This window comes from Aeromonas sp. R2-2, assembly GCF_040908355.1.
In the GTDB taxonomy this organism is placed as follows: Bacteria; Pseudomonadota; Gammaproteobacteria; order Enterobacterales; family Aeromonadaceae; genus Aeromonas; species Aeromonas veronii.
On record NZ_JBFODQ010000057.1, the window covers coordinates 1 to 13,023 of the forward strand.

Sequence of the window (13,023 nt, forward strand, 5' to 3'; positions counted from 1 at the left end):
ATTCAACAACGGAAAAAAGTGAAGGCGCCATTGGCGCCTTCACGGATAGATAGGGGGATGAGTATCCCCTCCATTTGGATTGGTTCGTTGGTGTATTACTGCTTGCCAGCGCCCGATGCTATTGGGCAATGAATCACCATACGCTGGTTATACTCGCTGGCGTAAGCACTCAACTTGGCATGTATCTCTTGCTGACCGGGCCTTATCACATCGCCCAATCCATCCAGATAACGCTTGCCACAGCGCGCCTTGGCCTCTGCCTGCTGCTCGGCTGCAATACCGGGGGCGAACTCTCCCCGCCCGGCTATCACTATCAGGCGGTAATCCTGCCTGGCGAGGTTTGCACTCAGCTCCTGTTCCAGCGTGCTGGCATCGGCCTGACAACCGCCGAGCATGACAAGCAGCAACAGAGGGACTCCCTTCATGTGCGCCTCCGTTGCCAGCCGAGCAGCGCCAGAGCCAGCGTCCACAATCCGAGCGCCCCACCACCACCGCCGCCACCTGAAGTCGAGCCACCTTGCACCAGAGGCAATTTGAGGGGACTGATGGCAAAGAAGATATTGTCGCTGCATGCCACTTTCAGCCTGACGCTGCTGGTGAGATCGGCAGGCAACGTTACCGTTGCTGCGCCGTTATTGGGTTGTCCGGCGGCGAGCATTGTCCAGCTTACGCCCTCATCCTGAGTCACCGAGATGTCCACCTTGCTGCAACTGATCGGCGCCACAGTTGTGCCTGCCACATCCCATGCTACGGCCTGACTGGCCCCCGGAGTGAGAGTCACCCCGTAAAACGGGTTGGTGATGCGAAATGCCGCGCCGGTATTGATCACTTGCACTTTCATGTCATCACTGGCAACGCCACCCTGACCATCACGCACCGTCAGTCTGAAATTGAGATCCCGGTTGGTAGTCGGCCAGGCCTCTCCTTTGGCAAGCGTGCCGGAGAGCAGGGATGGCAAACTCGGCAGGATCCGCTCCGGCGATGCCGTGGGAGAGACAAAACGAAACAGCGGCCGGGAGCCATCGTCAATCATGGTGGCGGCACTACTCGATTCAGTACCCAGATCGATCTGCTCCCAGTTGTAGAGCAGAGAATCATTATCCAGATCTCCACCAGCCCCTTTTAACATAAAGGCCGTATTGGCAGGGATCACATAGTCCCCCCCTGCTGCTGCCTGCGGGGCATTATTGCTCAACGCGAGTGTGGTTCCACAAGTCGATACGGTCGCCATGTGCGCACGCATCTGCTCGATGGACTTGCTATGAAAATAGGGGTCGCTGTGAGTCTGGATATTCTCATCACCACAAATACCGGCATAGGCCATTATGGAGCTGCCACTACCTGGCTCATAGGCTTGATTGGCAACCCGGGTACCTGCACCGCAACTCCCGGTAGTGCCGTTGAAGGTATGATCGGCACCAAACTGGTGGCCAATTTCATGAGCCACATAGTCAACGAAGAAGGCATCTCCTACCGGTGTGGGTGAACCCGACATCCCACCAGACTTCTGATTGGTGCAGAGCACTGCCAATCCGGCCAGACCGCCGCCATTGGTATTCAGGACATGGCCGATATCAAAATTACCGAGCTGCATATTGGTAAAGTAATAAGCCTGTACCCCGATATTGGTCTGCGCATCCGAATTATCATTGGCAAACAAGTCGCTGGCCGGATCGGTAAAGATCAGGTTGTCATTGCCACTGGCCAGCACGAATTCGGCGCCCACATCCCGTTGATAGACCTGATTGACGCGGTTGAGCAAGGTCGCAATCGCCGCCATGGTAAGCGCTTTGGAGCCACCGTGGTATTGGGTAAATTCTCCTGTCGCCGAAATGGCAATGACGTAGCGCTTGCGAACATTGCCATCCACTTGCACCTTGCGCACCAGTTTGCTGAGCTTGGGCCCTATCACCTCATCTGCAGCCTCTTCCAATCGACTATGGGCATCCTGCTGGTAATAGACGGCGTAGCCTTCGGCATTGCGCAGCGGATCGACAAACACCATCCTGCCCTGATGGCTGAACATGGCGTGGAAACCTTGCGGCCCCAGATCGAAGCGCCCTGTCTCTATCGGATACGCCGGGTTGTGACCCTTGAAGGTGCGGATCTGCGGATACTTGGCGGCAAGATCTGCAGGCAGCAAGTCGTAGGCTTCCAGAGCAAAGGTGACCTCCCCCCCATCGGGCAGCGGCAGGGTCAGCTCACTCGCCCCGGCTTGCAGCCCGGCAAAATAGTCGAGCGGCACCTTGGCCACCCGAAACTGATTAGCCCGCACCTCATAACCTTGCTCCGCAGTCGCTCTGGCGGCTACCGTGCTCCACTCGCTGGCCATCAGGCTGGTTGACCCCAACAAACTGGCCACTAACAAGGCCAACGAACACTTACTGGTCACATGCATCTTTGTCATCCTTGTAGTCATGCACTTTTTTGAACCATTACCGGCATCACTATCCCGCCGAATCAAAAAGCCCGGCGCCACTGTTTCAGCCACTCACCCATGGGGAGTGTTGCGCCAACCCCGTCTAACCCCTATCATTGCGCGGATTTGTCAATTTTAGAACTGCTCCTCTTCACAAAGGTGCGGTTCATCTTTATCTGGCCAAGGTTAATCTCATGCTCAAATCCCCACTGTTGCCCCGTTTCGGGGATCTGGTCGTTGCCATTGTTGACGATGTGCTCGGTCAGGGTCTTACCCTCGACCGCGCTTATGCCCGTCACTTCTCCGGCATCGAACTCAAACCGCAAGAACAGGCAAGGATTGCCCTGGTCACCGGCGACCTGCTGCGCCGTCTCAGCCTCTATTGTTTCCTCACCGGTATTCAGGTGCGTCAGGCCGAAAAGAATGTCTGGCCGCTGCTTCACAGCTGGCACGCATTCCACAAAATTGCCCAGCCCAACCACCCGACCCTGGATCGCTTCAATGAAGAAGCATTCCGCCGCCGTCTGACCGAGGCGAAGAAGAACCCGGTATTGATGGATGGTTGCCCGAGCTGGCTGGAGAAACTGGGCAGCGAGCAGCTGGGTGAAGCCTGGCCTGCCGAGCGTGCAGCCTTGGCCTGGATGCCCAAGCGTTACCTGCGGGTCAACACCCTCAAGTGCACCCGTGATGAGCTGCAGGCCATGCTGGCCAAAGAACAGGTCACCACCATTCCGGTTGAAGGTGTGGAGACTGCCCTGCAGGTCACCTCCGACGCCGCCCTGTTCCGTACCAAGGCCTTTGCCGATGGTTGCTTCGAACAGCAGGACGCAGGCTCCCAGCTGGTTGCTGCCGCTTTGGAAGTTGCCCCAGGCATGCGCGTTATCGACGCCTGTGCCGGTGCTGGTGGCAAGACCCTGCATATCGCCGCCATGATGCAGGGCAAAGGCCGTCTGCTGGCAATGGATGTGGAAGAGTGGAAGCTGGAGAACCTCAAGCAACGCGCTCGTCGCGCCGGTGCCCACAACGTGGAGACCCGGGTCATCACCAGCAGCAAGACCGTCAAGCGCCTCAAAGAGAGCGCAGATCGCCTGCTGCTGGACGTGCCCTGCTCCGGTCTGGGCGTACTCAAGCGCAATCCGGATGCCAAGTGGCGTGATACCGCCGAGCGTCTGCCGGTGCTGGTCGCGCTGCAAGAAGAGATCCTGCAGCGTTACAGCCAGATGGTGAAAGTCGGCGGCCTGCTGGTTTATGCAACCTGCTCCATCCTGCCCGAGGAGAACCGCCAGCAGGTGGACAAGTTCCTCGCCGCCAACGAAAACTTCCGTCTGCGTGACGATCACACCGTGAGCCCGTCCGAGACCGGCTTCGACGGCTTCTACATGGCTCGTATCGAACGGATCGCCTGATCTGCCCGATGACCATATAGAAAAAAGCGGCTGCCATTGGCAGCCGCTCTGTTTTGGCTTGCTGACACACTCCCGATGGGGTTACAGCGCAGCAATCGCCTCTATCTCGATCTTCACATCCTTCGGTAACCGAGCCACTTCTACGCAGGAGCGAGCCGGATACATGGCATCGTGCTCGGTGAAGAAGTCGTTGTAGACCTGATTCACCGCAGCAAAGTCGTTCAGATCAGAGACAAACACCGTGGTCTTGAAGATGTTGCGCACCTCGCCGCCTGCCGCCTCGACAATCGCCTGTAGATTTTGCAGGGAGCGCAGGGTCTGCGCTTCGATCCCCTCCGCAACGTCGCCGCTCACCGGGTCCAGCGGGATCTGACCGGAGGTGTAGAGGATGTTGCCAATCCGGGTGGCCTGCACATAGGGGCCGATGGCGCCCGGCGCCGCCTTGGTAGTGATAACCTGTCGCATCTGTTACTTCCTCGTGCTGACAAACAAAAAGTAGGCCCGGAGCAAGCCTGCTCACCCCGGGCATGAGAGCTACATCATGTTGGTGAAGGTTCTGGAGATGACGTCCTGCTGCTGCTCGCGGGTCAGGGCGTTGAAGCGCACCGCATAACCGGAGACCCGGATGGTCAGGCTGGGGTACTTGTCCGGATTGTCGATGGCATCCAGCAGCATCTCGCGATTCATCACATTGACGTTGAGGTGCTGACCCCCTTCCACATCCCGCTCATGATGGAAGTAGCCATCCATCAGCCCCACCAGATTGCTCTCGCGATTGGCGGGTTCCTTGCCGAGCGCCCCCGGCACGATGGAGAAGGTGTAGGAGATCCCGTCCTTGGCGTATTTGAACGGCAGCTTGGCCACCGAGGCCAGCGAAGCGACCGCCCCCTTGCGATCCCGACCGTGCATCGGGTTGGCTCCCGGTGCAAACGGGGCACCGGCGCGGCGGCCATCCGGGGTGTTGCCAGTCTTCTGGCCATACACCACGTTGGAGGTGATGGTCAGGATCGACTGGGTCGGTACCGCATTGCGGTAGGTCGGCAGCGCCTGGATCTTCTTCATGAAGCGCTCGACCAGATCGCAGGCGATGGAGTCGGCCCGCTCATCGTTGTTGCCGTACTGGGGATACTCCCCCTCAATCACGAAATCGACCGCCAGCCCGTCAGCATCGCGCACCGGCTTGACCCTGGCGTACTTGATGGCCGCCAGCGAATCGACCGCCACCGACAGACCGGCAATGCCGCAGGCCATGGTGCGATAGACGTCGCGATCGTGCAGCGCCATCAGCGAGGCCTCATAGCTGTACTTGTCGTGCATGTAGTGGATCAGGTTCAACGCGCTGATGTACTGCACCGCCAGCCAATCCATAAAGCTGTCGAGGCTGGCCATGACGGTCTCGTAATCCAGCACCTCGTCCATGATGGGCGCCACTTTCGGACCAACCTGGATCTTAAGCTTCTCGTCCACCCCGCCGTTGATGCAATAGAGCAGGGTCTTGGCCAGGTTGGCGCGTGCACCGAAGAACTGCATCTGCTTGCCGATCACCATGGGGCTCACGCAGCAGGCGATGGCGTAGTCATCGCTCTCGAAGTCGGTGCGCATCAGGTCATCGTTTTCATACTGCAGGGATGAGGTATCGATGGAGACGCGGGCGGCATAGGTCTTGAAGGCCCGCGGCAATCCTTCCGCCCAAAGGATGGTGAGGTTGGGCTCGGGCGCCGGCCCCATGGTCTTGAGGGTGTGGAGGTAACGGAAGGAGTTCTTGGTCACCAGAGTACGACCATCCAGCCCCATGCCACCAATGACCTCGGTGGCCCAAATGGGGTCGCCGGAGAAGAGGGAGTCAAACTCGGGGGTACGCAGGAAACGTACCATGCGGACCTTCATGATGAAGTGATCGACCAGCTCCTGGGCATCCTGCTCGCTGATAAGCCCCGCCTTCAGATCCCGCTCGATATAGATGTCTAGGAAGGTAGCGGTGCGACCGAGGGACATGGCCCCGCCATTTTGCGACTTCACCGCCGCCAGATAGGCAAAGTAGAGCCACTGGACTGCCTGCTGGGCAGTGCGTGCCGGCCCGGAGATGTCAAAGCCGTAGTTGGCCGCCATCTGCTTGATCTGCACCAGTGCCCGCTTGTGCTCGGCCAGCTCCTCGCGCTGGCGGATCACCTGCTCCAGCTGCTCTCCCCGCTCAAGCGCCGGTTGCAGATCGGCAAACTGCAGCTCCCGCTCACGGATTAGATAATCTATGCCATAGAGCGCGACCCGACGATAATCTCCGATAATGCGACCACGGCCGTAACCATCCGGCAAACCGGTCAAAATTCCTGATTTTCGGCAGCGCAACATCTCGGGAGAGTAGACGTCGAACACGCCCTGGTTATGGGTTTTGCGCAATTCGCTGAAGGTATATTCAAATTCGGGATCCATCTCCCGGCCATATGCTTCAAAAGAGCTGCGGATCATATTTACGCCGCCAAATGGATGCAGTGCTCTTTTAAGGGGCTTGTCGGTTTGCAGGCCAACGATTTTTTCCAGCCCCTGCTCGATATAACCCGGCCCGTGGGCGGTGATTGTGGTGGCAATATTGGTATCAAAATCAACGGGCGCGTGGGTGGCATTCTCGATGCGGATCCCCTCCATCACCTTGTTCCATAAAGTGGTGGTCGCTTCGGTGGCATCTGCTAAAAACTGTTCGTCACCTTCATAGGGGGTGTAGTTCTGCTGGATAAAATCACGGACGTTGATCTCGTGCTTCCAGTTTTCACCGACAAACCCTTGCCATGCCTGACGGAATTTATCCTGATCCAATTGCATATCAACTTTCATCAAATAAACCTCATTCACTACTCATGACACTACAGTGGAAGATGTCAGACGCACTCGGCCTGACGAACCTTCAGCCCCAGACGAATGGCATCCAGCGCGATCATTTTCTCTTCATTGGTGGGAATAACCGCCGCCAGTACCATGGATTCTGCCGCCGAAATTATCCGGCAGCCCTCGCTATTGGGACGCTGGTTAAACGGCTCGCTGATCGCTACGCCAAATACCTGAAGTCGTTCGCATACCAGCTTTCTGATAAAGGCCGAGTTTTCGCCAATACCGCCGGTGAAAATAACGGCATCCAGTCGGCGCAATGAGGTGGCATGACCACCGATATGGCGGGCAATACGATGGGCAAAGGCGTGAATGGCCAATTTCGCCCCGGGATGCCCTTCGTGATAGGCAGCTTCCAATACCCGCATATCCGAGGAGAGCCCCGAAATACCCAGCAGGCCGGACTGCTTGTTCAATACCCGTTCAATATCCTCGATGGATTGCCCGGTCTTGCTGGCGATATAGGCCAGCGCGCCAAAATCGATATCGCCGCTGCGGCTGCCCATGATCAGCCCCTCCAGCGGCGTCATCCCCATCGAGGTATCGACGCTCTTGCCATCCTGTACCGCGCAAATAGAGGCGCCATTGCCCAGATGGGCGATGACCAGACCGGCATGCTGCTCATCCAGCCCCATAAATACGCAAGCCTGCTCGGCGACATAGCGATGGGAGGTACCGTGGAAGCCATAGCGGCGCACGCCGTAATCCTGCAAATATTGGTAAGGCAGCCCATATATATAAGCTTCCGGCTTCAGGGTCTGGTGAAAACCGGTATCAAATACCGCAATTTGGAGTTGTGTAGGAAATAGCTGACGAGCCGCCATCACACCGCTCAGATTTGCGTGATTATGCAGGGGAGCCAAAGGTGACACCTGCTTGATTTTGGCCAATACATGTTCATCAATGATCACGGCTTCACTAAATTCACTACCACCATGAGCAATACGATGACCAACCAGTGCAATGGCATCCAGCAGATCCCGTTTTTTCAATTCCGCCGCGATGGCAGCCAATGCACAGGTGTGGTTATTTTCAGCTAATGACATTGCGGGCTCTTTACCCACTTGCAATTGGGGATGGGCCGTCTCAATACCATCCGCCATACCGGATATCACCACCTCACAGGATTGACTATCCAGTACCGAGAATTTGACCGACGAAGAGCCGCAATTGATAACCAGAACCAACGAATCAAACTTCATTACATCGCCTCGATATTTATGATGTCGAGTCACTGCAGTCAGAACATATTTACCACTGTTTGTGGTGGCCAAATAACGGATAGCCTTGCTCTGGGCCCACATAATTGGGCCAACCAAGAACCGGTTATTGCGCGCTTCTGACTGCGCCATGCAGACCCTGCCAAAGGGTCAGGGCCTGAATGGCTGATGACTTGCAGAAAAGGTTTTCAGAACAGCTTGGAAACTATATTCAGGATGGTCAGCACACCGATGATGGTGACAAACACGTTGCTGGCCTGGCCTTTATATTTGGCCAGCGCAGGTGTCTTGCTCACCGCATACATCGGCAGCAGACAGAGCAGGGAAGCGATGATTGGCGCCCCCATTGCCTCAATCAGGTCGAGGATGTTGGGGTTCACATAAGCGACCAGCCAGGTCGAACCCATGATGAACAACATACTGACCATGTTGAGTTTTTTACTGGAAACCTTGCTCTTGTCGCCCTGGTAGCCAAAGCGGAGGATGAGGCCGTTCAACCCTTCCAGCGTCCCCAGATAGTGGCCAAAGAAGGATTTGAAGATGGCAACCAGCGCAATGATGGACGCCGCATACTCCAAAGTGGTGGCAAACGCAGACTTGCTGCCCGTCATTGAGGAGAAGTGGTTGGCCAGATAGGAGAGCACCGGAATGTTCTGGGCTTTGGCTTCCGCCATATTTTGCGGTGACAGGGTAAAGAGGCAGCTGAAGGCAAAGAACATCACCACGGCCACCATCAGCATGCTGGCACCGGAGATAATCTTCGAGCAGCGCTTCTCGGTAAAATCACGACCGAACTCCTGCTCATACTCTTCCCGTTTGGAGACGATGAAAGAGGAGACAATCGGCGAGAAGTTGAAGGAGAAGACCATGATGGAGATCCCCAGCCAGACGGTAACCAGAATACCATCATGACCAAACATCGATATCTCGCTCAGATTGACCTGATCAAAGACGGCACTGTTCCAGTACGGGACGAGGGAGAGAGAGATAACGATCAGACTGGCAATAAAGGGAAAGACCAGATAGCTCATCACCTTGACCATCAGATCTTTACCGAAGTAGATCACGAATGCCATCAACATCAACAATGCCAGTGCAACCACACCTCGATTAAGCGGAACCAACTGTAGTTGATGCTCCCAAAATGCCATAAAGGTATTGGTGATCGTCACACCATATATCCACAGCAGTGGGCAGATGGCAAAGAAATAGAGGAAGGTAATTACCACTCCTCCCATCTTTCCAAAATGTTCTTCAACGGTCTCGGTAATATTTGCCGATGGATTACTGCCAGAAAGACATAATCTGGCCAACGCCCTATGGCAATAAAATGCAATGGGGTAAGCCAGCACCAACATGATTAATATTGGGATCAGGCCACCATATCCGGCCCGGATTGGAAAGAACAAGACCCCCGCCCCGATAGCAGTACCGAACAGACCTAATCCCCATGTGGTATCCGATTTACGCCATGCACGAGTATTCTCTTTACTGCCGGTGACAACACTGTCTAATATCATGACTGCATTCCTTACAGGCTAAATTGACGAATATTGTTCTGTTCGATAATTTCGGCGATCCGGGTCAGATCAATATTGCCACCCGAAATAATGCTGACGGTCTTTTTACCTTCGACATAATGTTTCAGCTTGCCACTGAGCAGCGCTGCCGAGGCCAGAGCTCCCGCCCCTTCGGTAATCACCTTGTTGCGCTGAATAAGGTCAACCATGCTATGACGAATATCATCCTCGGTGACCAGTACAATATCATCCACCAATTGTTTGACGATTTCGAAGGTCAGTGAACCGGGTCTTGCCACATCACAGCCATCGGCCAGCGTGCTGCTGGTTCTGTGATTGGTCATGGTACCGGCATAGAAAGAGGCCGCCATACCGTGCACATTCTCGGATTGCACACCAATCACCTTGATGGTCGGATTAATAGATTTGATAGCCATGGCAACACCGGCAATCAAACCACCGCCACCGATCGGCACTATGATGTTATCGACATCATACAAATCTTCGATAATTTCCAGGCCAATGGTGCCCTGGCCGGCAATCACTTTTGCATCGTCGAAGGGGGGAATAAATACGCGGCCTTCCATCTCCACGATTTCGCTGACTTTGGCAATGGTGTCATTGAAGCTATTTCCATGGAGGATCACTTTGGCTGAATAGTCACTGGTTGCAGCAATTTTTGATTTGGGGGCACAGCAAGGCATGACCACCTTGGCATCAATTCCCAGCATGGCACTGGAGAGTGATACACCTTGGGCATGATTGCCCGCCGAGCAGGCGACAACACCTTTTTGTCGGTCTTCCAGACTTAATGAACTGAGTTTGTTGAAGGCACCACGAATTTTAAAAGAGCCTGTACGTTGCATGTTTTCAAGCTTGAGGTAAACCTCGCCATGGCAACGTTCGCTGATGTAGTTAGAGGGTAGTTGCGCGGTCTTGTATATATGATTGGTCAGTCTTTTTTTGGCTTCAGTAATATCATGAAGACCAATGGGCAGATTGCTATACATCTTCATCGCAAATCTCTTTTTATTTATTAATTTGTAGGGTTTTATTTCACAGGGCGAAGCGATACTAGGTTCTATCACTTGCAATTAATGTGAGCATAAACACAAAAAAATCTACAAAGAGACTGCGTTACGGTGAAATTATCAAAAAATGTGATAGCAGCAACACTTGAATCCAAAGGGATTAAAAAAAGTAATCAAATATTGGCAAATAATATAATTAACAACTCCAAAACAAAGCCGTAAAGATTAGATTTTTCAGGGTAATTGCGTTGCTTTTTGCAACCGGCAATCAGTTGCTTGCCTACCAGAACCGGGACAATAAAAAAGGGAGCCTATAAGGCTCCCTCTCGACAACACAGAACCGATTACTCGGCTGCAGCATCATCTTTCTTGTACTTGGCAGCAGTCTCTTTGATCAGAGCCTGCAACTCGCCAGCCTGGAACATCTCGATCATGATGTCACAGCCACCGATCAGCTCACCTTCAACCCACAGTTGGGGGAAGGTCGGCCAGTTGGCGAATTTTGGCAATTCGGCGCGGATATCCGGATTTTGCAGGATATCAACGTAGGCAAACGGCTCGCCGCAGGACATCAGAGCCTGGGAGGCCTGGGCAGAGAAGCCACAGCTGGGTAGCTTGGGGGAGCCCTTCATGTAGATGATGATGGGGTTGTCAGCCAGCTGCTGCTTAATCTTTTCAATAGTTTCCATAGGTGCCTCACTAGAGCGATTTCGGCGGCCATTCTACTGCAATCTTGCCCGAGCACAAACTGACAAAGGGGTGACCCGGCTCGAATTGTGCAAAGAACCCACACTGGATTGATCGCGATCATGGCGCCAATCAAGAGTTGTTAGGCCATCTTTGATACTGCTACAATCCCTTGGCTTTGGGCTACCCAGCCCCATCATTTTAAAAACAACTCTTTTCACATATAGAAAAGAGTACGCAATGTCTTGCAACCGTCGCCTTCGCACGGTCCAGCCAATGGAGAGTAGAAAATGGCATTCGAACTTCCCGCTCTGCCCTATGCAATCAACGCTCTGGAACCGCACATCTCCCAGGAAACTCTGGAATATCACCACGGCAAGCACCACAACACCTACGTGGTCAACCTGAACAATCTTGTGCCGGGTACCGAGTTTGAAGGCAAGTCTCTGGAAGAGATCATCAAGACCTCCAACGGCGGCATCTTCAACAACGCCGCCCAGATCTGGAACCACACCTTCTACTGGCACTGCCTCTCCCCGAATGGCGGTGGCGAGCCGACTGGCGCCCTGGCTGATGCCATCAACAAGGCATTCGGCTCCTTCGCCGAGTTCAAAGATGCCTTCACCAAATCAGCCATCGGCAACTTCGGTTCCAGCTGGACTTGGCTGGTGAAGAAAGCTGACGGCTCTCTGGCTATCGTCAACACCTCCAACGCTGGCTGCCCGCTGACTGAAGCCGGTACCACCCCGCTGCTGACCGTTGACCTGTGGGAGCACGCCTACTACATCGACTTCCGCAACCTGCGTCCGAAGTACATGGAAACCTTCTGGGCTCTGGTTAACTGGGAATTCGTGGCCAAGAATCTGGCTGCCTAATCAGCCTCGCTTGCCAAAACGCCCCGCACTGCGGGGCGTTTTTTTATCTCGATATGGCTGCGAAAATGAATAAGGCGCCCGCAGGCGCCTTTTACATATCGAGATGACCCGTTTACTGGTCCAACTCGTCCATATATTCATCCAGATTGGCATCGTCGGCCTGCTCTTGCTGAGACGCTTTCAGCTCGGTCTGCTTCCCCGTCACCTTGCCCTGGTTATATTGCAGGTAGAAGTCCTTGGTCAGCGCATAAGGATCGAGGGAGTTGTCGATGATCCGCTCCTGATCGATAAGCTTGGCACGTGTGCCCAAGCCATCCAGTGCCCAGTGTGCAACCTTCATCGGGAAGGTTAACAGGGCATAGGGGAAGTAGAAGCTGTCAATCGCATCACCAACCAGCTCCCGGGTGGTAGTCGGGCCGTAGACAGGCACCATGATGTAGGCACCATTACCGATATCGGCCCTGCCCAGCACTGTGTCCATCTCCAGCTTGTTGCGCTCGAGACCGGCATGTTTGGCCACATCGAAGATACCCAGCAGACCGACCGTGGTGTTGAGGGTAAAGCGCCCCAGGTTGGTGCCCGCCCCCTTCAAATCACCGGTGATCAGATGGTTCACCATGCTGCTTGGCTCATCAAAGTTGGCAACAAAGTTGGCAATGCCATCCTTCACCCCTACCGGAATGTAGCGGGCATAGGCATGTACCACAGGACGTGCCACATAGGGTTCCAGCACATCATAGTTGACCGCCCACATGGCCCGGTTGGCCCCCTGGAAGGGATCGCGCGGATCGGCCGCCGTACTGGTGGCACCCGGATTATTCATGCCGGGATTGAGATCCAGACTCTCTGGGCCAGGCTTGGGTGGGCCACCGGCACAGCCAGCCAGCAAGAGGGCTGCCAGTATGGCCCCTGAACGAAGATACATATGATTGTCCTGACGTTTTATTTTGATTTATCAGAAGTATAGATAACCCGGCTCCTATCC

Annotated in this window: 11 protein-coding genes; 2 read left to right on the forward strand and 9 right to left on the reverse strand. The window is 54.7% G+C overall.

Features of this window, described 5'->3' with window-relative positions; all coding sequences use genetic code 11:
* Positions 1–95 precede the first annotated feature (95 nt).
* Positions 96–425 carry a hypothetical protein gene (locus AB5Z09_RS10130; RefSeq protein WP_120415664.1) on the reverse strand — a complete coding sequence of 110 codons (330 nt, stop codon included), beginning with the start codon at positions 423–425 and terminating at the stop codon, positions 96–98.
* Positions 422–2,398, reverse strand: coding sequence for a reprolysin-like metallopeptidase (locus AB5Z09_RS10135; RefSeq protein ID WP_216955861.1), 1,977 nt, complete (start codon positions 2,396–2,398; stop codon positions 422–424). The genes AB5Z09_RS10130 and AB5Z09_RS10135 overlap by 4 nt, the downstream gene beginning before the upstream one ends.
* Positions 2,399–2,613: 215 nt before the next feature.
* Between AB5Z09_RS10135 and AB5Z09_RS10140 the strand changes: the two genes are divergently transcribed.
* Positions 2,614–3,825 carry an RsmB/NOP family class I SAM-dependent RNA methyltransferase gene (locus AB5Z09_RS10140; protein ID WP_368195224.1) on the forward strand — a complete coding sequence of 404 codons (1,212 nt, stop codon included), beginning with the start codon at positions 2,614–2,616 and terminating at the stop codon, positions 3,823–3,825.
* Between the two features lie 81 nt (positions 3,826–3,906).
* Here the strand turns inward: AB5Z09_RS10140 and AB5Z09_RS10145 are convergent, their stop codons facing one another.
* The 6 genes from AB5Z09_RS10145 to AB5Z09_RS10170 form a co-directional block, all read right to left on the reverse strand.
* Complete coding sequence (locus AB5Z09_RS10145) at positions 3,907–4,290, reverse strand: RidA family protein (protein ID WP_368195226.1); 384 nt, start codon at positions 4,288–4,290, stop codon at positions 3,907–3,909.
* Positions 4,291–4,359: 69 nt separating this feature from the next.
* Complete coding sequence (pflB, locus tag AB5Z09_RS10150; protein ID WP_368195227.1) at positions 4,360–6,654, reverse strand: formate C-acetyltransferase; 2,295 nt, start codon at positions 6,652–6,654, stop codon at positions 4,360–4,362.
* Between the two features lie 44 nt (positions 6,655–6,698).
* A complete protein-coding gene (gene tdcD / locus AB5Z09_RS10155; RefSeq protein WP_368195229.1) occupies positions 6,699–8,057 on the reverse strand; it encodes a propionate kinase in 1,359 nt (452 codons plus the stop codon).
* Positions 8,058–8,113: 56 nt separating this feature from the next.
* Positions 8,114–9,445, reverse strand: a complete 1,332-nt coding sequence (gene tdcC, locus AB5Z09_RS10160) for a threonine/serine transporter TdcC (RefSeq protein WP_005362021.1) — start codon at positions 9,443–9,445, stop codon at positions 8,114–8,116.
* A gap of 11 nt (positions 9,446–9,456) precedes the next feature.
* Positions 9,457–10,461, reverse strand: a complete 1,005-nt coding sequence (gene tdcB, locus AB5Z09_RS10165; protein ID WP_005334660.1) for a bifunctional threonine ammonia-lyase/L-serine ammonia-lyase TdcB — start codon at positions 10,459–10,461, stop codon at positions 9,457–9,459.
* 359 nt (positions 10,462–10,820) lie between these two features.
* Complete coding sequence (locus AB5Z09_RS10170; RefSeq protein WP_005353650.1) at positions 10,821–11,165, reverse strand: Grx4 family monothiol glutaredoxin; 345 nt, start codon at positions 11,163–11,165, stop codon at positions 10,821–10,823.
* Between the two features lie 288 nt (positions 11,166–11,453).
* Between AB5Z09_RS10170 and sodB the strand changes: the two genes are divergently transcribed.
* Positions 11,454–12,038 (forward strand): superoxide dismutase [Fe], encoded by a 585-nt coding sequence (gene sodB / locus AB5Z09_RS10175; protein ID WP_005334664.1) that lies wholly within the window; start codon positions 11,454–11,456, stop codon positions 12,036–12,038.
* A gap of 112 nt (positions 12,039–12,150) precedes the next feature.
* Here sodB and AB5Z09_RS10180 read toward each other — a convergent pair whose 3' ends face one another.
* Positions 12,151–12,963, reverse strand: coding sequence for a VacJ family lipoprotein (locus tag AB5Z09_RS10180; RefSeq protein ID WP_005334673.1), 813 nt, complete (start codon positions 12,961–12,963; stop codon positions 12,151–12,153).
* Positions 12,964–13,023 lie beyond the last annotated feature (60 nt).

Coding starts and splice junctions, on each gene's coding strand:
- AB5Z09_RS10130 (WP_120415664.1), bottom strand. CDS start 425: ATGAAGGGAGTCCCTCTGTTGCTGCTTGTCATGCTCGGCGGTTGTCAG.
- AB5Z09_RS10135 (WP_216955861.1), bottom strand. CDS start 2,398: ATGCATGTGACCAGTAAGTGTTCGTTGGCCTTGTTAGTGGCCAGTTTG.
- tdcC (WP_005362021.1), bottom strand. CDS start 9,445: ATGATATTAGACAGTGTTGTCACCGGCAGTAAAGAGAATACTCGTGCA.
- pflB (WP_368195227.1), bottom strand. CDS start 6,654: ATGAAAGTTGATATGCAATTGGATCAGGATAAATTCCGTCAGGCATGG.
- AB5Z09_RS10140 (WP_368195224.1), top strand. CDS start 2,614: ATGCTCAAATCCCCACTGTTGCCCCGTTTCGGGGATCTGGTCGTTGCC.
- AB5Z09_RS10145 (WP_368195226.1), bottom strand. CDS start 4,290: ATGCGACAGGTTATCACTACCAAGGCGGCGCCGGGCGCCATCGGCCCC.
- tdcB (WP_005334660.1), bottom strand. CDS start 10,461: ATGAAGATGTATAGCAATCTGCCCATTGGTCTTCATGATATTACTGAA.
- tdcD (WP_368195229.1), bottom strand. CDS start 8,057: ATGGCGCAGTCAGAAGCGCGCAATAACCGGTTCTTGGTTGGCCCAATT.
- AB5Z09_RS10170 (WP_005353650.1), bottom strand. CDS start 11,165: ATGGAAACTATTGAAAAGATTAAGCAGCAGCTGGCTGACAACCCCATC.
- AB5Z09_RS10180 (WP_005334673.1), bottom strand. CDS start 12,963: ATGTATCTTCGTTCAGGGGCCATACTGGCAGCCCTCTTGCTGGCTGGC.
- sodB (WP_005334664.1), top strand. CDS start 11,454: ATGGCATTCGAACTTCCCGCTCTGCCCTATGCAATCAACGCTCTGGAA.